A 22,401-nucleotide genomic window follows, 5' to 3' on the forward strand; every position below is an offset into this window, starting at 1 on the left:
ATAACTTTCCCGAATATCTTACTTATTTTTGAGGTATTCTGTAATTCAAAATTTAAAAAATTGATGAAAAAGCTATTCTTATTCATAGGTATACTATCTATGTCTTTTTTGAGTGCTCAAGATATTACCGATGCATTACGTTATTCACAACAAGATATCCTTGGTACCGCACGCTACAGAGCTATGAGTGGTGCTTTTGGCGCCTTGGGCGGGGATTTATCTGCACTGCAAATTAACCCTGCAGGATCAGCCGTTTTTTTAAATCCTCATGGATCGGTTACCCTTTCAACTAGTCATATTGATAACGACATAAACTACTCTAATCGTTTAACTAATCGTGATTCTAGAAATTTAAATTTTAATCAAGTAGGAGCCGTTTTTGTTTTCGATCATTACAGTGATGATGCGATTATTAATAAGCTTTCATTAGGATTAGCGTATGATCAGACTGCAAATAACGCCAATGAATTTGCTGCTTTTGGGAGAAGTTCTAATTCTATCGACAACTTTTTTCTTGCCGAAGCCCAAGGGCTGCCTCTGGATTTGATTTCGAGAAGATCGGGAGAATCTATAGACCAGCTTTATAGTTTTCTTGGAGAATCTGAAGGCTATGCTGCTCAACAAGCATTCCTAGGTCGTGAAGCTTTTGTTATAGAAGCAACTGATATTGACAATCCTAATAACACTTCTTATTTCTCGAATATTGCACCTGGTGTTTTTGATCAGGAATACTATTATGAAAGCACAGGTTTAAATGGAAAATTCACCTTAAATGGAGGTGCACAAATTAATCAAGTTTTTTATGTAGGATTTAATATCAACTCTCATTTTATTAATTACGATAGAGTTACTGAGTTTTTTGAAGGAAATAACAATGCAGGCAGCAATGTTAATGAAGTAACATTTACCAATAAATTATCTACTACTGGTGGAGGGTTTTCTGCTCAAGTTGGGGGTATTGCCAAGGTATCTGAAATGATTCGCTTAGGAGCTTCTTTTGAATCTCCTACCTGGTACTATATTGAAGAAGAGACCACTCAGCGCCTAGAAACATTTAGCGATATAGACGGAAGATCTATTGTTGATCCCGATGTTATTAATATTTTCCCAGAATATAAATTACGCACACCCGCAAAAGCCACAGGTAGTATTGCTGTATTATTTAAACAACATGGATTAATCAGTGTCGATTACTCTTACAAAGATTATTCTACAACAAAACTAAGCTCTGACGAAAACATTAGCTTCTCTAATCTTAACAGGGAAATTAACGACAATTTACAAGGTGCTTCTAGCATAAGAATTGGTACCGAATGGAGAGTTGAAAACTGGAGCATTAGAGGTGGATATCGTTTTGAAGAAAGCCCATATAAAAATGATTTGATCCTTGGAGAAAAAATAGGGTATTCTCTTGGAACAGGGTACTCTTTTGGAAAATTTAAAATTGATATTGCTTATGATTACAGCGAACAAGAACGTACCGAGCAATTTTATCCTAATTCTGGTTTTAACAATGCAGCTCTTGTAGATAGTCAAATGCAAAATCTTACATTTACTTTTGGCATGAATTTCTAGAATAGTATTTATCATACAAAAAAACCGAGATGCTATGATCTCGGTTTTTTTGTATAAAAGTATTTTATCGTATTAATGAAAAATTACCTGCAAAAACTCTCCTTCGCATATTCGGATCTCTGGGTTCATTAAATTCTACTCTAAACCAATAATCTGAAGAAGGCATATTTTTTCCGTTATAGGTACCATCCCATCCTGGTCCACCTGCCCTTAGTTGTTTTAACAACTTACCATATCTATCAAATATATAGATTAGTGCCGCAGGTTGGCCTTCGATATTAATCAGGCTCCAGGTATCATGAAAGCCATCCCCATTAGGTGTAAAATATTTAGGGTATCCTAAAATCATAATAACATCAGATATTTCTTCACTAGCAGGACAGTTTGCATATCTGGCTGTAATAAAATAATCTCCTGGCGGAACATTAGTAAATATTGGCGAAGACTGAAAAGGCCTATATTCTAAAAAGCCATTTCCTATATCCCGGTCGAGCCTATACTCAAAATCATCAAACCCTGCAGCTTCTACATCAGGAGCAGCAACTACTTCTGCCGTAATAGTATACCCCCCTGCAAAAGACTCTTCTGCAATAGAATATCCTACAGAAACAACAGCATCCGAAACATCCAGAACTACTAAATCATCAGGAGAATCAGGAACCTCTGCTCCTGTTTCATCAAAACCTCTTAATTGATATACTCCTTCTGTAGTAACTTCTAAAAATGGTATTACTCCAGGAGGTCCCGGAACATTCACAAAATTAGTAGTTCCTACATCTGCTCTTGCCCATTGATACGTTACAGCTCTAGGAAACCTTCCTTCTATAGTAATCGGAAATTCACCACATGTAGCAATATCAGGTCCTACACCTGGTTCTAAAATACTACAATCTGTAGTTCCTGCATTATCTTCGTTAAGATTGGTTTGCTGAAGTTGAATAACCCCTGCCTCATCTGCAAAATTAGTAATTAGAATAATATAATACTCGCCAGATTGCGCATTAGGTATTGTTAGTGTTTCTATATAGATATCATCATCTGGTGTTCTTGCATAACTACAATCTATAATATTAGTATTATCCATATTATTAATATAATAATCAGGATCATCGACATTATTTACACATTCTGCAGGACGTATATTATCTCCGTCCCCATTATTATCACATCCCTGAGAAAGAATATCACAATTCACAAATGAAGTAGGAAAAGGTCCCCAGGCAATAAAATCTACATCAAGTTGCCTTTCTCCTCTGTCTAAATTACTATTATCATTACTATCGACCCATTGCTGAATATCAAAAATCAATTCTCCTGGTTGATCAATACGAATAAAGTACCATGCTGGATTAGGAGTAGTATTTAAACAACCCACTTCACCAAGACCATCCATATCACCAGTTACATTAGGGAAAGTCAATTCTAAAGAAGCATCAGAACAAAAAGGTTGAGCAGCTCTACAAGCTACATCAAAGTCCTGAGCATAAAAAAGCGTACTTTTAAAAACAAGAATGCTAAAAAGTAACAAAATTTGAGGTAATCCTTTTGCCATTTTCATATAACGTTAAAACTTTATTTTTCGTGTGTTACAGTTCAATTTGGGACTTAAATATACAGAACTTCTCCAAGAAAACTAATATCTACAATTGTTTAACATAGCTTTTACTAAGTAAAACAACAAAATCGTATCTTTGCACACCATAATATAGAAGGTATTCATTAATACGATTCTATTTATGTTACAAAAAACAAAAAAGTGAGAATTTTGATAAATTATAAAATTTTGAAGTGTGAAAATTGACAAGGCCCTCGAAGCTATTGAAGCGCTAGGTGATAATCATGTAGCTACTAGCGCTACCACTCCTCTTAGAGAAGATGCCTTTAAACTTAGCGATGCCGAAAAAATTGCTTTGATTAAAGAAGATGTAAAACATATTATGGAAACTTTGGGACTAGATCTAACAGATGACAGTCTTAAAGGTACTCCTCAACGTGTAGCAAAAATGTTTGTAAATGAGATTTTTTCGGGCCTTCATCCTCAAAGAAAACCAGATGCCTCTACATTTGACAATCATTATAAATATGGAGAGATGCTGGTAGAGAAAAACATTACTGTATATTCTACTTGTGAGCATCATTTACTTCCAATTGTTGGTCGGGCTCATGTGGCATATATCTCTAATGGTACCGTAGTTGGACTATCCAAAATGAATCGTATTGTTGATTATTATGCAAAACGTCCACAAGTACAGGAACGTCTAACCATGCAAATCGTTCAAGATTTACAAGTAGTTCTGGGAACAAAGGATGTAGCTTGTGTTATCGATGCAAAGCATTTATGTGTTAATTCTCGAGGAATCAGAGACATAGAAAGCAGTACGGTTACTAGCGAGTTTGGCGGTAAATTTAAAGAGCAATCTGTAAAAAGAGAATTTTTGGATTACATCAAATTAGATACTACCTTTTAATTTTATTTTCAACAAAATCATAAGCATCACTCTACATCATGGCAGCAACTTCGTTGTATAAAACTCAGGAATTAAAAATTTATAATTCCATTTCAGGTCAAAAAGAAACATTTAAATCTATTACAGAAGGTAATATAGGAATGTATGTGTGCGGCCCTACGGTTTATAGCAATGTACACTTAGGAAACTGTCGTACATTTATTTCTTTTGACCTGGTATTTAGATACCTAAGACATCTGGAGTATAAAGTTCGCTATGTTAGAAATATTACCGATGCCGGTCATCTTGAAAACGATGCAGACGAAGGCGAAGATAAAGTGGCCAAAAAAGCACGATTAGAAGAGCTAGAACCTATGGAAATCGTACAGCGATATACTTTAGACTTTCATCATGTTATGTCTAAATTTAATGCAATATCACCAAGTATAGAACCTACGGCTACTGGACATATCGTAGAACAAATTGAAATTATCAAAACGATTATCGATAATGGTTTTGCATACGAATCAAATGGTTCTATCTATTTTGATGTTCAGAAATTTAATAAAACTAATCATTACGGAAAGTTAAGCGGGCGTAATCTCGAGGATATGATTGCAAATACCCGGGAGTTATCTGCTCAAAGTGATAAAAAGAACCCCCAGGATTTTGCGCTTTGGAAAAAAGCAGAACCTCAGCATATTATGCGCTGGCCATCTCCATGGAGTGATGGTTTCCCAGGTTGGCACCTGGAGTGTACTGTAATGAGCACCAAATATTTAGGTGAGCGATTCGATATTCATGGAGGAGGAATGGATTTAAAATTCCCTCATCACGAATGTGAAATTGCACAGGGAGAAGCCGCTTGTGGTCAAACCCCTGTAAATTATTGGATGCATGCCAATATGCTTACTCTTAATGGCAAAAAAATGTCTAAATCAACCGGGAATACCATATCCCCGGGAGAATTATTTTCGGGCAATAATAACTTTTTAAGCAAACCATTTGACCCTAGCATTGTTCGGTTTTTTATGCTTCAGGCACATTACAGAAGTATTTTGGATTTTTCTAACGATGCATTAGAAGCTTCAGAAAAAGGGTTTTATAAATTGATAGATGCAATACAAACTATCGATACGCTATCAGCTAACTCGACCACCAAAGGGTTTAATGTTCAAAACTGGAGGCAAGAATGCTATGATGCAATGAATGATGATTTTAACAGTCCTATTCTAATTGCTAAGTTATTTGATGCCGTTAAGTTTGTTAATACCGTTAAAGAACAAAAGGCTACAATTTCTGCAACTGATCTCGAATTATTACGTAAAACCATGCATGATTTTGTTTTTGACGTTCTTGGATTGGTGAACATAAATGAAACTGCATCAGACATAAGCGATAAGCTTTCTGGAGCGGTAGAATTATTGATTAACTTAAGAGCAGAAGCAAGAGCTAATAAAGATTTTGCCACTAGTGATAAAATTAGAGATGAACTTATAGAAATTGGCATTCAACTTAAGGATGGCAGGGATGGCACTAGCTTTTCATTAAATTAACCATTTTGGCTTTTAAGACGACCATAAAACAAATTTTAATATTTCCATTTGTGGTATTGGTTAAGCTGTATCAAAACCTAATATCACCATTAACTCCTGCTACCTGCCGTTATCAGCCTACTTGTTCGCATTATACTCTTGAAGCGTTACAAAAACATGGGCTTTTTAAAGGAGGAATGCTTTCAATTAAGCGTATTTTTAGTTGTCACCCCTGGGGAGGTAGTGGATATGATCCAGTTCCTGATGTCGAGAATGAATCTGTGAAAAGTGAACAATAAAGATCCTTTCATAATAATTGTATTTATAAAACGTATGGTCATTTTTTCAATATATGAATATGTAATACGTTTCTCATATAAATACCTATATTTACTTTTGAAAAATAAAACTCACGCATGATATTTACAAAAATTACCTGGAATCCGGTTGAGGGAATAGATCTCGGCTTTTTTGTTATTCGTTTTTACAGCTTAATGTTTGTAATTGCCTTTACACTAGGATGGTACCTAATGAAAAAAATCTATATCCGAGAGAATGTCTCTATGGAAAAACTAGATTCTGTATTTATATATGCCGTTATCGGTACATTATTAGGCGCCAGGTTAGGACATGTATTTTTTTATGACTGGGATTATTACAAAAACAATCTTTTAGAAATTCTTTTACCTTTCAGGTTTAAGCCAGCGTTTGAGTTTATAGGTTTTCAGGGATTAGCGAGTCATGGAGCTGCTATTGCTTTTATAATTGCAATGTATTATTACTCTAAAAAAGTCCTACATAAACATCCGCTTTGGGTTTTAGATAGAGTTACTATTCCTGCAGCATTTGGAGGTATTTTTGTTCGATTAGGTAATTTCTTTAACTCTGAGATTATTGGAAAAGAATCTGGAGATTCTTTTTTTGGAGTAAAGTTTATACGTGATGGTATAAGTAAAAGAGAGGCTTTAAAAGAAACCGGAATGGATAGCGTTAATAAAGCATATTCTGCAATCGTAGAAAATCCTAAATTCTCTAACTTACTAGAAGCTATTCCATATCGTCATCCAGCTCAATTATATGAAGCTTTTGGATATATATTTGTATCTATTATCCTATGGTTAATCTATTGGAAAACTGATAAACGAAAAAACAGTGGGTTTCTTTTCGGAATGTATTTAATTCTAATATTTACGGTACGTTTTATTGTAGAGTACGTTAAATCAAGCCAGGGAGGTTTTGAAAGCGCCTTAGGTTTGCTATCAACAGGCCAATGGCTTAGTATTCCTTTTATTATTGTTGGCTTGTATTTTGTAATACGATCCCGAAAGAAAACAGAAGTTAATTAAATAGAAAATAGCATAAAAAAAGCCGATGTAAGATACATCGGCTTTTTTTATGCGTTTAGTTTTATTTTAAAAAATCTCGTTAGATTCTTTTAGTTTTTCTGTATTCGCCACCAATTGAAGTTCATCGATAATTTTCTGAATATCTCCATCTATAATATTACCTAAGTCATATAAGGTTAAACCAATACGGTGATCAGTCACCCTACCTTGTGGATAGTTATAGGTTCTAATTTTTGCAGAACGATCTCCGGATGAAACCATACTTTTACGTTTCTCAGAATCTGCTGCTTGCTTCTTTTCCAGTTCTAAATCATACAATCGAGAACGCAATACTTTCAATGCTTTTTCGAGGTTTTTATGTGATGATTTCTGATCCTGGCAACTTACAATCATTCCTGTTGGCTCATGATGTAATTTAATTGCCGAATATGTAGTATTTACAGACTGCCCTCCTGGTCCTGTAGAAGTAGTACGTTCTATACGCACTTCTTGCATATCGAGTTCGATATCAAATTCTTCTGCTTCAGGTAAAACCATTACGGTGGCAGCACTGGTATGTACACGACCTTGTGTTTCGGTTTGAGGAACTCGTTGTACACGATGTACACCTGCTTCAAACTTTAATGTCCCATAAACATCTTCACCATTAACTTCGAAAATAATCTCTTTATAACCACCACTGGTTCCTTCATTAAGATCTACAACACTAGTACTCCATCCTCTACCTTCACAATATTTAGTATACATTCTAAATAAATCTCCTGCAAAAATACTCGCTTCGTCCCCTCCTGTTCCTGCGCGAATTTCTACTACACAGTTCTTAGCATCTTCGGGATCTTTTGGCACAAGCATAAAGCGAATTTTTTCTTCCAAACCTGGTAATTCTTCTTTAGCTTCTTCTAGCTGCATTTTGGCCATTTCTACCATCTCTGCATCACTACCATCAGCAATAATTTCCTCGGCTTCCTTTAGATTATCAGTGAGCTCTATATATCGCTCTCTTTCATCCATAAGTGCATTAAGATCCTTATATTCTTTATTAAGCTGTATGTACTTTTTTTGATCTGCAATAATATCCGGTTGAATGATTAAATCACTCACTTCATCAAATCGTTGCTTTACAATATTTAATTTATCAATCATAGTGTATTCTTCCTATTCTGTAGAATTTACAAAAGTAAGCTTTTTTGTCAAAAGCTCATACAGCATGATAAGATTACAAATCAATTTTATTTACAAACCAGATTTGAAGTTACCTAACCTGACAACATCTATTGTTTTTGGCTTTTATTTTCTTTCAAAAATTACTTCTCCATCAAATACAGTCATATCTACTTTGGTATTGGCAATTTTATTAGGATCTACAGAAAAAATATTTTGACTTAATACTACAAAATCTGCTTTTTTTCCTATTTCAAGAGATCCTACTTCTGTCTCCTGTCTCATAACATAAGCTCCATTGAGTGTATATGCTTTTACAGCTTCTTCTATGGTTATATTTTGCGGAAAACGTGTTATCGCATTTTGCATCCCTACAAATGGATTGATACTGCTTACATCCCAATCACTACTTAATGTAATTCTGGCATTAGCTTCTTTTAAACTCTTAATAGGAACCAGGTTTTGTGAATTTTCCTTTCCTATAAGTTCTGCATTCTCACTCCAATGATCTGGTTGTGTAAAATCACCTGCTACCTGGCAATCTGCAGTAACATTTAATTGAGAAAAACGTGACAAATCTGATGGGGTTACTATTTCGACATGTGTAATTCTATGCCTTCCCGAACCAGTACTTGCTGTTTCTATCGCATTTAAAGACTCCTGGATTCCCCTATTTCCAATAGCATGAATATGAAAATCAAACCCTACATTTTCTAATTGTTGAATATAGCTTGTTATTCGGTTTTGGGTAAAATAATTCAATCCGTTATTATTCGGTTTCTGAAAAAGATCTATTAGATATTCTTCTTGCATTGCCGCAGTTGTATTATGTACTATCCCATCACTATATAGCTTGATTTGGTTTATTTTTAAAAGACGATTATCATCATTCTCATATAATGATTTTAGTAATGATATTTGCGACTCATCATCCTGCATGGGATATGCCCATAGTCCTAAATTAACCCGAGCAGTAAGTTTTCCTTCTTTTTCTACTCGTTTCCATATGATATGATGATCTCTTTTCCAATAGGTTCGCGCATCACAAATAGAGGTTATTCCATTTTTAGCCAGTTCTGGTAATGCAAAATTTACTAAACCATTATAATCATTTGCTTTAGTTTGACTAGTTGGAGCCAATGCCAAATCTAAAATGAGGTTTCCTGCATTATCAATAAGAATTCCATTAAGGTTACCGTTTTCATCCTTCATATAAATTCCTCCTGATGGATCTTTAGAATTACTATCTATCCCTGCTATTTCTAGCGCTTTAGAATTTACCCAGATCGAATGAGAAGTACGTTCCATAATTGCAATAGGCCTAGTACTACTAATATCATCCAAAATATCTATAGGAGAACGTTTGGTTTCAAGAAGTGCATACAAATCTACACCCCAACCCAAAAGCCATTCTTCATTAGGAAAATCACGTAAAGCTTTACGAATTGTGGGAACATAATTTTCGGGATCATTATCTTCTTTTAAAATAAATTTAAAATTTTCTGATGAGGCTTCTAACGGATGCATATGTACATCGTGTATCCCTGGTATTACTGTAGCTCCTTTAAGATCTATTACTTCTGTATCTTCACCTATCTGCGCCAGCGCTTTATCTGTATTTCCCACATAGATTATCTTATTTCCTTCAACAATTATAGCCTCTGCCCATACCTGCTCTGGGTTTACCGTAAAAATTGCACCGTTGATATAAGCTACTTTAACTTTTTGCTCTTGATTAGATATAGAATTATCATCTTTATTACAAGAATTTGCACTTACTATTAATGTTATAATAAAGGCTATAAGTTTCATTTGATTGTTTTTAATATTTGATATTATCATTTTATGGGGATATATATTTCGGTTACATACTCTTTGGGGTCATCGCTATGCATACTATTTACTTTATACAATTCTAAAAAAGGGGATTCAGATACCTCATGTTGTGTATTTAATATCCAATTCCCAAAAATTTTATCGTAAGTATGTTGTAATAAACCATAAGCCCCATAATGTGTAAAAACTGCATATGTTTGTTCTGGTAAAATTTTCACGCTGAATTTATTTTTAAAATCACAATTTTGAGGTAGTGTAAAGCAAGCATCATAGTTACATCGAATTGCCTCTGATATTAATGGTTCATCCCAAATAATCCCTATACTTTCTGATGCAGATATATTTACCTCTAGTCCTACAGCTTCTTCATGTAATTCATCCCAAACCTCTTCAATCTTATCACTATAATAATCTGCCATAATCGTTTTATAAAAAACCTTTTGTTCTGGCAGGTTGATTATTTTTTCTTCATAAAAACTCATTACTATTTTCGTATTCTTTACTACCGACGTTAAGATGTCTTCTTTTTTACTTTTATACTCCTGAGGAGAAATACCAAAATGTTTTTTAAAAGCCTTACTAAACGCTTGTAAATCAGAATACCCAACTTTTATTGCTATTTGTGATATCGTCTGGTTTTGATACAAAAGCATTTTTGCTCCGCTTTCTACCTTAAGCCTGGTAATATAAGCTCCAATGGTTTCTTTATAATATCCTTTAAAGATGCATTGTAAGTTTCGATATGAAAAATTAGAGACTTCTTCAAGCTTCTTAATCTCAAAAGTTGTATTGAAATTATTTCGCAAATACAAAGCTGTACTTTGCATTCTTTTTATATAAACATCCTTTTTATTCACATTGCAAATTTATGAAATATAGCAAGTTATGGTATTGTCCTATATTGACAATTATACATAATCATCATTGTAATATCGTATTATCTTACCCTAATTAAAAAACCGTAAATTTGTATTGATATGCAAGATCGTACAGGTACATATTTTAGTTCTCTCACCCCTAAATGGTTAGGAGTACTTATTCTTTTAATCTCTATTGGAGGATATTCTAATTACACACAGCCTGTTGATTTTAAAGAAACTATTGAAGTATTGATTTCGCCTGAAGAGTTCTCTTCACCTCAAAATAGTATTCTTTATAGCGATGTTATCGATTCAGAAAAAAGCAGTGATTTTCTATACATCGAGCATAAGTATTTGGTTTTATTATCATTAAATCATACTAAGCTTAGTAGGGTATTCAAAAAAAATCAATCTGTTTTTGTTAGTTTGTATAACAAACATAAAATAATTAGTACTTCGTACACTTCTTCTTATAACGATAAAGAAGATGCTTTTCATTTCAGTTTTATAGGATAAAACCTTATCCCACCTATTCGTTTATAAATAATCTATTAACAACTTATTTATTTCTTACCAATAGAAATAAACGGGTATTATTAATTCTCTGAAATGAAAAAATTTAAAAAGACACTTAGGCGTATAATCTTGATCATATTCATTATAATGGCTTCTTTACTTCCTGTTCCTATATTATTTCAGAAAAAAGATGGAAAGTTTGATGACGATCACATCATTGAGCATGTAGATGTAAAAGAAGATGACACAGAGGCAGAAACAAAAGTCACCACTACATTTAAATCATAATGATTTATGTTTTTATAACGAAACAGACCTTCGGGATCATGATCCTGAAGGTCTTCATATTTCCAACACAACAACTTCCGCGAATTTAGAAACAAAACTTAATGCAGAACTACTAATGTATTCCTGTCATTAATTTTTTAATAATTGGTGAAATTAAAATAGCAACTATTCCTATTCCCATAGTAATAACCCCAAAATTGGCATATACAGACACATAAGAATATAATTGCTGAAAAGCTTCTGTATTATTACCATCTACCAATGTACTGGATAATCCCGTGATTGCCTCGCTAATGGTTCCCGAGAGACCTTCTGAAAAAATACTGGCTTCTCCTTCTTTTACTGTTGTAAGCTTTGCTATTTTTCCTGCAAAAAAATGGCCATAGAAATTTGCCGAAAACCAAACCCCCATGATGAAGGTAACATATTTTATGGGTGATAGTTCGGTTATTTTAGAAAGCCCTATAGGGGATAAGAACAATTCTCCAACGGTTAATACTAGATATCCAAAAATCAAATAAAACATTGGGGTCCTAGCATATTCATCAACTTCTTGAGCAGACATCCCAAAAATTAAAAATCCTAACCCTAGAAACAACATACCTAAGCCAAATTTAATAGCCGAATTAGGGTTTGCTTTCTTCTTACTCAAAAATGTCCATAGCAACGCAAAAGGAATCGCCAATACCACTATCCAGGTAGAGTTTATACTATTAGTTTGCGCCGCATTAATCCCTATAAGATTTACATTTCTATCTGCAAATAATGTAAGTGAGCTTCCGGCTTGCTCAAATACTGCTGCAAACAAAGCATATAGACTAGTAAAATATACTGCAACCAATAACCGTTTTCGTTCTTTGATTGATACTTTTGTTAAAATATAGGTTATATATCCTATTAAAAAAAAGGTTGCAATCCAGACCAGGTAATGTTCAAATTCATTAAATCTAACAATTAACGCAAATACCGGAACTGATAACCATGCCAGAAACCATACTCGATCCCCTTTATTGAGACCATATATTTTCTTTTCATAATTCTTGATATCGGGTACTAGTCCTTTATCCCCAAAAACTGCTAGTTGTGTTCCTCGTTTAAAAACTAAAAGCCCAACCAGCATTCCTATTCCTGCTAATAGAAATCCATAATGCCACCCGTATAGTTCGGCTAGCCAGGCACACATTAAGGGTGCTATAGCTCCTCCCAAGTTAATTCCCAGATAAAAAATTGTAAATCCAGAATCTCTCCTTCTATCCCCTTCTTTATACAATGTACCCACCATTGTTGAAATATTGGGTTTAAAAAAACCATTACCAACGATTATTAAAGCCAGTGATCCGTAGAAAAAAACAGGAGTCTCAATAGTTAGAAAAAAATGGCCTGCTGCCATCAAAACGCCTCCCAGTATGATTGATTTTCTATACCCAATATATCTATCTGCTATAATACCACCAATCATAGGAGTGACATATACTAGAGACATATATGCCGCCATTACTCCAAACGATTTGTCATCAGAATATAAAAGATGTTTGGTCATGTACAACACCAAAAGTGCTTTCATGCCATAAAAAGAAAATCGTTCCCATAATTCTGCAAAAAATAGATATAATAATCCCTTGGGGTGTCCGAATACTTCCTGCCTATTTACTTCAGTTTGATCTGAGTTCATGTTATGTGTTTAAAATTATTTTAAACACAAAGCATCAATAGTTTACGAACAACTAAAAGGAAAGTTCTAAAAAATAGTAATTTATATCAAATTGTTATTCTCTTACAAGTAGTTACAAATAATTACAATCTATGGTTTACGAAGTTTTATTAAACTCTTCTAATAGTGTTTGATCAATAATTATATTTTCTGGTATAACTCGAAGCCTATATTTTCCCTGCCCCATAAATGTGAACAAATCTTTTCTTTCTAGTTGTGATATAGACTGTAATTGAAGTATTGTATTGATATTTTCTATAATTCTACTCAAGTAGGTTTGGCTCTTTATTTCGCCTCCAGAGTTCACTACTAAATATTGCCTGTCTCCTGCTTCATATTTCCGTTTTACAGCAAACTTTAATAAGTTTTTGTATTGTGTAGTTTTGGAACCGAAATCTATGGTTTTATCATAAATCTCCTTAGATGGGATTGTTATTTTGACCAATGCCCAATCCATAAATTTAATAGTCATTTCACTAGGTTTAGGTGTTAATGCTAATTGAATAACCCAGCTTGTAGCTAATACCAGAAAAACAGAAATGAATGTTGTTTTAGCAATAATTTTTATTAAATGACCGTATAATTCATTGCTCATTACCACAAAAACATCTGGCATTTGTGAGATTAGCATTAATAAAAAAGCTAATACAGAGATAATGGCTACCAGTCTTAGTCCTCGATTCATGAAAGTTCTATAAAACGAAACAATAAGTAACCAGGTGAGTAAACAAGAAAATATCAAATCCGGCACACTGCTTATTCGTATTCCGTTTATCACAGGAGTATTTTTAAATGCTTGAATCAAAACAAAAGTTACAATAGACACCACTACTGCTATACCAATAAGAATAAGGGTATTTCTCTTATTTTTTGACAAAAACTGAGGTGCAAAATCAAAGTAAAACAATGCCATTATTAAAACCAGAGTATTCAGCACCGAAAAAAAACTATATCCTATATCGTAGATAATCGTATCTGTAAATAAGAAAAGATTACCCATATAAATCCAACCTCCAGAAAACACCCATACAAAAAGGGCCAGACTTAAATACAATAAGCCTTTATCTATTCTTTTTTGAGAATCATCTTCTTCTAAAAACTGTCTGAAACGTTTCCTTATATTATACCATATAGCCAATAACAATATCCCTCCTATCAAGGCGATACATATATGTGCCAGGCTATAAAACTTAGTAATATCTGACATATCTGATTATCTGAACGATAAAGGTAATTACATATTCGATTTAAAACAAGACTATTTATCTTTTGATATGACAATCAAATAATATAGTATTACTGATTAGAAATATGTAGTTATTGTGAAATCATCTCATAAGGTTTCAATACGTTCTCAAACATTTATATACACTCTATTTTATGGACTTACTAGTTTTAAAATACCATCACAATGTGCAATAGCCATTTCGGTAGCACTGATCTGAATAGTGTATGCTCCTCCGAGACTTTGAACAATTCTTTTTAATAAACGAACATCTTCAAAAGGGAACTCCCTTTTTTTCATTTTATCAAAATCTGAGTTATATATATAATACTTTCCCAAATACTCACGGTGAATAATTTCCTGTCGTTCATAAGCTTTAGTTACTTTCTGTAAATCTGAAGAATAATGTTTCTGAATAGCCGACTTTAAAGATATGTCATTAAAAAGAGTAAAATCTCCAGAATTGACCAGGGTTTTATAAGTGATGTCTTGAGGAGTAAACTCTACCAGCGGAGAAATACTAAACACTTTCTTAGTAATTGTATAATTTTCTATAGTAGTATCATTAAGCACTTTTGCAATAGTTTCGGCTTCTTTCTTATATTTTACTAATGTCTTTAGGTTCTTTGTTAATTCTTCTTTATCGGCAAGTATATCTATCTTTAAATTTTCGAGATACGTAGCTCTAAGATTTTTATCTTTTTTCTCCTCTGCACATTGATTAAGATTAAAGGCAATAGTGATACCAACAATAACTATTAGAATTTCTCCTAAGGTGTACTGCCAATTTATTTTTTTCATTTGACATCCAGATTAATTGTTCAGTAAAAGATAATGATTTAATTTTTATAGTATTAGTTGATCTATGTATTTGAAATACTATCTCTAAAATATCATCTGGAGTATTTTGACTACGTGCAGTACAACATAGACTTTATCGAAAAAGTATGTAGTAGAAATTTATTCTCTCCCAAAATTTTTATAATCTTCTCTTACCGGACTAAAAGTATCTAAAACTCTACAATCTGTCAATGCAACTCCGCTATGGGGCACATTTGCAGGGATTACAGCAACAAATCCATTTTCATAAACATTTGTTTCCTCACCTACGGTTAACTCTAGTTTTCCTTCTAAAACTTGTGTTGTTTGTTCATGAATATGAGAATGTAATGGTAAGACCGATCCTTTTTTTATTTCCCAAAAGGCAAGGGTTGAATATTCGGTATGAATAAATTTACCTTTAAAGCCCTCCATTATCTCTTTTTCTTCGATTTTTGAAATATCTATCATAGAACTCGTTTAAGCTTTTTCAACTGGTTAAAAAATCACCCTCTATTTCTTATGATTTTAATAGCCTCTTTATAATAACTTTCAAACGTTTTATTTCCATTTGGTTTATACTCTGAAAAAAGAAGGTAAATATTTTTTTCGATACTATTAGGTTGTTTTTTATAAAAATTACTACCTGCTAAGTCATTGAAAATCCTTTTTGTTAATACCGCTTGTAGCGGTCTAATAATCATGTGGTCTACTCTATCTTTAATTTGCAGTTTTGTTAGTTTATCATCAAACAAAACCCTAAAATCTTCTACATCCCCAATATATTTGTCGAGAAAAATACTGGTCGTATATAAATGTGATATTTCATGGCAAAATACTCCTTGATAGTTTTCTATATCTAACACCTCATTTTGTGGCTTACTTTCAGAACTTAAATCACAGAAATTACCTAATGTAATCGCTCTTATATTCGGATTGTAATTATCGTAAAAATCAACCGCTTGACTTTCGCTATTATTTGTTAATTCTACAAATACTTTAAATTCTAAACCATCTCTATCATCTTGATAAAATTCTTGTATTTTTCCTAACAAATTTTCTGCTTCAACTTGTCTTTTAATTTTTGAATTAGATGTTGCGTAGTACTCTTTATTACTCTTAAAAAATGAATTAAATTTAGTTACTCTATAAAAATCTGCTGCTAACTTTCTGAAATTATTGATATCATTGGTATAAATTTTTCTTTTTATCAACTCTATATCAATATCAGAATTTAATTCCATGGTTTCAAGGTTTGTTATAACTAAGCCAACACTTGAAAAATCAGTCCCTGAATTTACTTCATCAAAAATATATTTTAAAAAAGGATGTTCTTTATACTCTGCAAAGTAATTATTCAGGCGTTTTACATAACTTGTTTCGCAAGGTTTATATTCATCTGACATTTCTTTTTCTACTGCCAAATTGAATGCTGTTAATAAAAATTCAGTTCCTTCATTTACTTCAAAAGTAATTTTATTAGGATTACTTGTAGTTTTTCTTTCTTTATCTTGCTGTTTACAGCTTGTAATTAAAACTAAGAACAATAGCATTAAGTATTGTTTATTCATTTAAAACTGTTTATCGTTGAACTGAAATTTAAATTGTAACGAGTTTTTATAATTACCGGCAAAATTTAGTAAACATAAGTTCCAAACTCACTTTTGATGGTAAGTTTCTTCTCTTCAGAAGCCTCGACACGACCAACTATTTGGGCATCTACGTTAAAACTTTTTGAAATTGATATGATTTCTTCTGCTACTTCTGGAGCAACATATAACTCCATACGATGTCCCATATTAAATACTTGATACATTTCTTTCCAATCTGTTCCAGAGTTTTCCTGAATCAATTTAAATAATGGAGGTACATCGAATAGGTTATCTTTTACGACATGTAAATTATCTATAAAATGCAGAATCTTGGTTTGAGCACCACCACTGCAATGTACCATCCCGTGAATGGTTTCTTTATCAAAGTTTGCTAAGATTTTTTTGATAATCGGAGCATATGTTCTGGTAGGTGACAATACTAATTTACCAGCATCGATAGGTGCATCTTTCACAGCATCGGTTAAACTTGTCTTACCCGAGTATACTAAATCTGAAGGTACAGAAGGGTCAAAGCTTTCTGGATATTTTTCTGCCAGCGTCTTACTAAACACATCATGGCGGGCAGATGTTAAACCATTGCTTCCCATACCACCATTATATTCTTTTTCATAGCTTGCTTGTCCAAAAGAAGCCAATCCTACAATTACATCACCTGCTTTTATATTTGCATTATCAATTACATCTTTACGTTTCATACGAGCAGTTACTGTAGAGTCTACAATAATTGTTCGTACCAGATCCCCAACATCAGCAGTTTCTCCACCTGTAGAATGAATTTCAACTCCAAAATCTTTAAGTTCTTTAAGTAACTCTTCGGTTCCGTTAATGATTGCAGATATCACTTCACCCGGAATCAGGTTTTTATTTCTTCCGATAGTAGAAGACAACATTATATTATCGGTTGCTCCCACACATAATAAATCATCGATATTCATGATTAATGCATCCTGGGCAATTCCTTTCCATACAGAAACATCACCTGTTTCTTTCCAATACATATATGCCAGAGAAGATTTGGTTCCTGCCCCATCGGCATGCATGATCAAACAATACTCTCGATCACCGGTTAAATGATCTGGTACAATTTTGCAAAACGCTTTTGGAAAAAGTCCTTTATCAATGTTTTTAATCGCACTATGTACATCTTCTTTAGACGCAGAAACACCACGTTGCGCATAACGTTTACTTACTTCTTGACTCATTATATTGAAAATTAAAGCGCAAAGATAATTTAATTAATTACGAATTGCGAATTACGATGTACGAATTATAAAGTCTAAATTACTAAGCTTAACATTATACAGGCATCATAATTCGCAAGTCAAAAATCAAAAATAATGCTATTCCCAATCGGGCATTGCTGCTTTTTGTAATATTGTAGTTCTTCCATCTAAATCAGCTATGGGCACGGTTAAAATATTTTTTTCAGAAATCCCATCATTCGAAGTGTTTACAAAAATGATACTAGCTTCATTTGGCGAAAATCTGGCATCCAGGTCATTAGTCCCTGCTGTTTTATCTGTAGACAGATCTGTACTTACCATTGTACCAAAATCATAGGTAAACACACGAGAATCTAATTGACGATAATTTGGATTTTCTGCCCCAGACATATCTCGACTATACAACAATTTGGTACCGTCTACAGACAAATTGATACTACCCGCAGCACCATTTTGACCTGTAAGAACTGTATTTTGGACTGCTCCAGCACCATCAATTGTAAAAATTTGCACTCCGTATCCATCTAAATTATTCGTTTTTATGGCCGTTATACCTGTACTTTCATTTTTATCTACTTCGGTAATCAAGTCACCAGTGGTTTGATATATTAAACTCAAGCCGCTTCCATCTATATTAATAGAATACAATTTATTCTGATTAGGAAATAACAATTTTGCTCCATTGGCATCCCATGAAAAATCTACTTCTTCAAGGTTAAATCCAGAAACTCCAACTGTAGAAGTAATTTGTTTTATTTGCGAACCATCTTGGTTCATTATAAATAAATGAGTTTGTGAACCAACCGATTGTAAAAAAGCAATTTTCTTAGTAGTAGCATTTCTTCTAGGTCTAAAACTATTTTTTGATACCGAAGTAAGCGCTATTTCTGTTCCCCCACTCTCATCTGCAGAATAAATAACACTGTTGCCGCCAACTAGTTTTGTATACACAATTCTATTGTTTGGTGGTCCCGCAGTCGTAAAGGCAAAAGTTGTACTATTAACCGGATCATTAATATCATCACTAGAGCTTACTTGCCAAAAATATTTGGTAGCAAAAGAAAGTCCAGATACGGTATATGTTGTATCTGCAATATTTTCAAAAACTTCTACATTAGAATTTTCTTCGTTCCTTAAACTTACCTTGTAAGTAAGTTTATCTTTATCAGGATCCTTGGCACTCCACACCAATTTAACTTCTAATGGCTGATCGACAGCATTATCTACTGGTGTCACTAAAGTTGCAGCTTCTGGTGGGCGATTGGTAGCTGTTGCAATATCCATTTCAAGAACTATTTCAAGTTCTTTATCTGCTAATACTGTAATTGCTTCAAAAACTGCTAATAGTCCCTCTCGTTGACCCGAAAGAGAATAATCTCCTGAAGGCACATTCTTTAAATGATAGACACCATCTTTATCTGTAAAAACAGTACTTGAAGCAGGATTTGTTGATATTTTCACATTCTCTAAAGGTTCGTTAGTTCCTTTTTTAACTACTTTCCCTTTAACAGATCCTAAACCTTCTGAATCAATAGTATCCTCACTACAAGAAGCCGTAGCCAAAATTACAAAAACACTTATTATTCTTATGATAATTTTTCTCACAACCTATTCGTTTTTATCCTCTCGGATTATACCTTCTTTTCTAATTCTTCTATTTCTTTTTCTTAGCTCACGTAATTCTACATTTTTCTCTTGTTTCTGTAATCTTGATTTTTTACTCGCCTTTGCAGGGTTTCCAAAATACCAATTAAGTCCAAAAGAAAAATTAAAATATTGATCATCTCGTTTTCCCTGAACTACACCATCCAATTCGTCACTAAGAATCAGATTATGAGTAGCTCCAACAGAAATACCTATTTTATCAGAAATTAAATATTCTACACCACCTCCATATTGAAACTTAAACAATGTAGTATCAAAATCATCATCATTCACAATTCCTACTCCTCCAAATAAAAAGGGTGACAACCTATCAAAGGGCAAAAGGCTTAACTCTGTATTAAGATCAAAAGCGTTAAATCCTTTAGAAAATGCGTTTTGATTAGTGAGTTCAAATTTATTAATACTTCCATTAACATTAAGATATGGGTTAAAATACCATCTCGCACCAATCTTTGCAGAGTAGGTAAGCTCTGGATTATTATAATCTCCACTCACTAAAGCGGTTCCTCCTTTTAAAAATGCAGAAAGCTTAGTTCTTCTTTCTTTAAAATACCGATCGTACAATGCCGTATTTTGTGCTTCATATTTTTCTGCTTTGTAATTTTCTATCAATGTATTTACAACTTCTGGTTCTGCTTTAACAGCCCACAACTTATCTTCGATTCCTTCTACAATTAGAGATTCTACGGCTTTCTCTATTGCTTCTGATACTGCCATTTGAGCAGGTTCATTCTTAGTAAAACCAGTTTCAGCCTCGAGCAATCTTTTAAACTTTATATATCTAAAGAAATTTGCATCTAGTGCTTGTGACAAAATAGTTTTAGACACATACACTGTTTTTAAGATTTTACCACTCGAAGTAGAAACGGCTCTTAAATAAATTGTAATTCTATCTTGTCTATATTGAGTAGAAGCCCCTACACCAAAATACCTTGCTCCCAATCCACCTGTGATGATATTAGAATCATAAGATACAATCCCTCCTTCGAGGATAATCCCTGCATATAGTAATGGTGGTAATTGTGGCTCGTTGGTGTTTTTGGTTTTTCTATATTCTTTTCTTGTAGAACGTATAATATTACGTTCATTGAGTAAGTTGCTTAGATTTTCTCTTTCGATAGGCACAAACCACTTAGAATCTTCGAGTGCTTTGATCAAAATTGTTGTTGCTCCCTGAGTAACGGCTGTACTAAAAGTGCTTCCATTTTCTGTGGGTTTATATTGCCCTGTTTGATCTCTAAATTTATACACCCCAACAACAACAGGTTCTACCGGTGACGGAAAATCCCTTAATGTTTTTGTAACTTCTGTATCTTCTCCTATTCTGGCATTTTCGATAGTTATAGGTTGATTAAAATACGTCCCACATCCGTGTAATAAAAATACGCAAGAAATTACCGCGATTACTTTATAAAACTTATGATACATTAAAAATTAATTAGGAATTATTACTTGGGACTGATCTCCGGTGCTTGTATCTAAAATATTGATTACCAACCCTTCTCCAGAAGGAAAGATTTCTATGAATAATGATCCAAAATTATACGTTCCTTCGGTAAGACCTCCTTCTCCAAATTGTTCGGTAAATAGTGTTCTTGATATCTGACTTAATAACTGGTTATTTAGATTCTCTGTAAATCTTTCTACATCAGACCTTTGATCTCTTGAATCGGTAGGGTCTGTAAATTTATTCTGAGCTTCGGCAGAGCTAAGGAGCCACTGATAATTAAAGGTATCTCCTCCAAAAGCAGGATTTACAGGCTTATACACCAAATCTTGTCCAAAAGAAAAGCTACATATCGAGAAAACAAGAAAAAGCGTTATTAAAATTGATTTCATCTTAACTGTTTTAATACTGAAAAATATCGTTCTTCTGTTTTTTTAGATCCTTAAAATATTTATACACTTTTCGAATTGCAATTTTCGACATTTGTTCTAAATATTCCAAATCTGGTTTTCCTATAAATTCATGAATGACATTATCCTCTATTTTTACTTGAATAATAGTGCTACGGCCAAAGCTTAATTTTTCATATACCCCAACTACTTTATTACCATTTATTTGGTTTAATGTATAGGAGGCATAGAAAAATTCATAGAAATCTCTTCCTGGTTTGGTCTTAGTCTCTTCTATTACTATTCCTTTTAATTCAACTCCATCATCAGAGGAGATATCATCTTCTGTTGAATTAGGCTTCTGATTAGCTTCTTCATTAAAACCAAGTCTATCTTTACCTATAATCTTATCTTCTTCATAGATCAATAAAAGTAATACTATTTTATCACTCTCATCTACACTAATTGCCCCTCTTGAGAGTTCTTTACTTTCGTTTGCTTCTAGCGTAAATCTTCCTTCCTGATTATTTTTAGATACATTGTTATTTGCATCTGTTCGAAAAACAGTAATAGTGTATTGCAAACTTTTGTATACTTCTGTAGTATTAGTAGCAGTAGCAACCACAGAAATCATATCATCTATAGTTACTGTTTTAACTTTTGCAACTACATCGGTATTTGTGAACTGTGCAATTGAAACCTGAAAACACAAAGTCGCAAGTATGATAAGTTTACACTTCATACT

The 22,401-nt window shown here is 33.3% G+C and carries 21 protein-coding genes; 7 read left to right on the plus strand and 14 right to left on the minus strand.

Annotation, left to right across the window (positions count from 1 at the left end; genetic code table 11):
* Positions 1–63: 63 nt before the first annotated feature.
* A complete protein-coding gene (locus NNL09_RS00445; protein ID WP_196910599.1) occupies positions 64–1,575 on the plus strand; it encodes an OmpP1/FadL family transporter in 1,512 nt (503 codons plus the stop codon).
* 64 nt (positions 1,576–1,639) lie between these two features.
* Here NNL09_RS00445 and NNL09_RS00450 read toward each other — a convergent pair whose 3' ends face one another.
* Positions 1,640–3,127 carry a T9SS type B sorting domain-containing protein gene (locus tag NNL09_RS00450; RefSeq protein ID WP_196910600.1) on the minus strand — a complete coding sequence of 496 codons (1,488 nt, stop codon included), beginning with the start codon at positions 3,125–3,127 and terminating at the stop codon, positions 1,640–1,642.
* A gap of 238 nt (positions 3,128–3,365) precedes the next feature.
* Here NNL09_RS00450 and folE point away from each other — a divergent pair, with 238 nt between their 5' ends.
* The 4 genes from folE (at position 3,366) to lgt (ending at position 6,903) form a co-directional block, all read left to right on the plus strand.
* Positions 3,366–4,043: a GTP cyclohydrolase I FolE gene (folE, locus tag NNL09_RS00455; RefSeq protein WP_025666690.1), complete on the plus strand. Its 678-nt coding sequence runs from the start codon at positions 3,366–3,368 to the stop codon at positions 4,041–4,043.
* Between the two features lie 38 nt (positions 4,044–4,081).
* Positions 4,082–5,578: a cysteine--tRNA ligase gene (gene cysS / locus NNL09_RS00460; protein WP_196910601.1), complete on the plus strand. Its 1,497-nt coding sequence runs from the start codon at positions 4,082–4,084 to the stop codon at positions 5,576–5,578.
* 23 nt (positions 5,579–5,601) lie between these two features.
* Positions 5,602–5,856 (plus strand): membrane protein insertion efficiency factor YidD, encoded by a 255-nt coding sequence (yidD, locus tag NNL09_RS00465; protein WP_025666688.1) that lies wholly within the window; start codon positions 5,602–5,604, stop codon positions 5,854–5,856.
* A gap of 117 nt (positions 5,857–5,973) precedes the next feature.
* Entirely contained in the window at positions 5,974–6,903 is a 930-nt protein-coding gene (gene lgt, locus NNL09_RS00470) for a prolipoprotein diacylglyceryl transferase (RefSeq protein ID WP_025666687.1), read from the plus strand.
* Positions 6,904–6,969: 66 nt separating this feature from the next.
* On the opposite strand, the gene prfA is transcribed toward lgt, so the two are convergent.
* The 3 genes from prfA to NNL09_RS00485 form a co-directional block, all read right to left on the minus strand.
* Entirely contained in the window at positions 6,970–8,046 is a 1,077-nt protein-coding gene (gene prfA / locus NNL09_RS00475) for a peptide chain release factor 1 (RefSeq protein ID WP_025666686.1), read from the minus strand.
* A gap of 144 nt (positions 8,047–8,190) precedes the next feature.
* On the minus strand, positions 8,191–9,876 hold the full coding sequence (locus tag NNL09_RS00480) for an amidohydrolase (RefSeq protein WP_196910602.1): 1,686 nt from the start codon (positions 9,874–9,876) through the stop codon (positions 8,191–8,193).
* A 26-nt stretch (positions 9,877–9,902) separates the two neighbouring features.
* Complete coding sequence (locus tag NNL09_RS00485) at positions 9,903–10,727, minus strand: GyrI-like domain-containing protein (RefSeq protein WP_196910603.1); 825 nt, start codon at positions 10,725–10,727, stop codon at positions 9,903–9,905.
* Between the two features lie 150 nt (positions 10,728–10,877).
* Here NNL09_RS00485 and NNL09_RS00490 point away from each other — a divergent pair, with 150 nt between their 5' ends.
* Both NNL09_RS00490 and NNL09_RS00495 read left to right on the plus strand, forming a co-directional pair.
* Complete coding sequence (locus NNL09_RS00490) at positions 10,878–11,276, plus strand: hypothetical protein (RefSeq protein ID WP_196910604.1); 399 nt, start codon at positions 10,878–10,880, stop codon at positions 11,274–11,276.
* Between the two features lie 93 nt (positions 11,277–11,369).
* Complete coding sequence (locus tag NNL09_RS00495) at positions 11,370–11,564, plus strand: hypothetical protein (RefSeq protein WP_196910605.1); 195 nt, start codon at positions 11,370–11,372, stop codon at positions 11,562–11,564.
* A 112-nt stretch (positions 11,565–11,676) separates the two neighbouring features.
* Here the strand turns inward: NNL09_RS00495 and NNL09_RS00500 are convergent, their stop codons facing one another.
* The 10 genes from NNL09_RS00500 to NNL09_RS00545 form a co-directional block, all read right to left on the minus strand.
* Positions 11,677–13,236, minus strand: coding sequence for a peptide MFS transporter (locus tag NNL09_RS00500; RefSeq protein WP_196910606.1), 1,560 nt, complete (start codon positions 13,234–13,236; stop codon positions 11,677–11,679).
* Positions 13,237–13,372: 136 nt separating this feature from the next.
* Positions 13,373–14,482, minus strand: a complete 1,110-nt coding sequence (locus NNL09_RS00505) for a hypothetical protein (protein ID WP_025666681.1) — start codon at positions 14,480–14,482, stop codon at positions 13,373–13,375.
* 171 nt (positions 14,483–14,653) lie between these two features.
* Positions 14,654–15,301: a DUF6090 family protein gene (locus NNL09_RS00510; RefSeq protein WP_025666680.1), complete on the minus strand. Its 648-nt coding sequence runs from the start codon at positions 15,299–15,301 to the stop codon at positions 14,654–14,656.
* 159 nt (positions 15,302–15,460) lie between these two features.
* Positions 15,461–15,790: a cupin domain-containing protein gene (locus NNL09_RS00515; RefSeq protein ID WP_025666679.1), complete on the minus strand. Its 330-nt coding sequence runs from the start codon at positions 15,788–15,790 to the stop codon at positions 15,461–15,463.
* Positions 15,791–15,825: 35 nt separating this feature from the next.
* Positions 15,826–16,890 carry a DUF4932 domain-containing protein gene (locus NNL09_RS00520; RefSeq protein ID WP_081748302.1) on the minus strand — a complete coding sequence of 355 codons (1,065 nt, stop codon included), beginning with the start codon at positions 16,888–16,890 and terminating at the stop codon, positions 15,826–15,828.
* 65 nt (positions 16,891–16,955) lie between these two features.
* Positions 16,956–18,134 carry an AIR synthase related protein gene (locus NNL09_RS00525; protein ID WP_196910607.1) on the minus strand — a complete coding sequence of 393 codons (1,179 nt, stop codon included), beginning with the start codon at positions 18,132–18,134 and terminating at the stop codon, positions 16,956–16,958.
* 138 nt (positions 18,135–18,272) lie between these two features.
* A complete protein-coding gene (locus NNL09_RS00530; protein ID WP_241459843.1) occupies positions 18,273–19,760 on the minus strand; it encodes a carboxypeptidase regulatory-like domain-containing protein in 1,488 nt (495 codons plus the stop codon).
* A gap of 3 nt (positions 19,761–19,763) precedes the next feature.
* Entirely contained in the window at positions 19,764–21,248 is a 1,485-nt protein-coding gene (locus NNL09_RS00535; protein ID WP_196910608.1) for a CsgG/HfaB family protein, read from the minus strand.
* Between the two features lie 6 nt (positions 21,249–21,254).
* On the minus strand, positions 21,255–21,659 hold the full coding sequence (locus tag NNL09_RS00540; protein WP_025666674.1) for a curli production assembly/transport component CsgF: 405 nt from the start codon (positions 21,657–21,659) through the stop codon (positions 21,255–21,257).
* 10 nt (positions 21,660–21,669) lie between these two features.
* Complete coding sequence (locus NNL09_RS00545; protein ID WP_025666673.1) at positions 21,670–22,398, minus strand: CsgE family curli-type amyloid fiber assembly protein; 729 nt, start codon at positions 22,396–22,398, stop codon at positions 21,670–21,672.
* Positions 22,399–22,401 lie beyond the last annotated feature (3 nt).

The sequence above is a fragment of the Aquimarina sp. EL_43 genome, from assembly GCF_943422735.1.
GTDB lineage: Bacteria > Bacteroidota > Bacteroidia > Flavobacteriales > Flavobacteriaceae > Aquimarina > Aquimarina megaterium.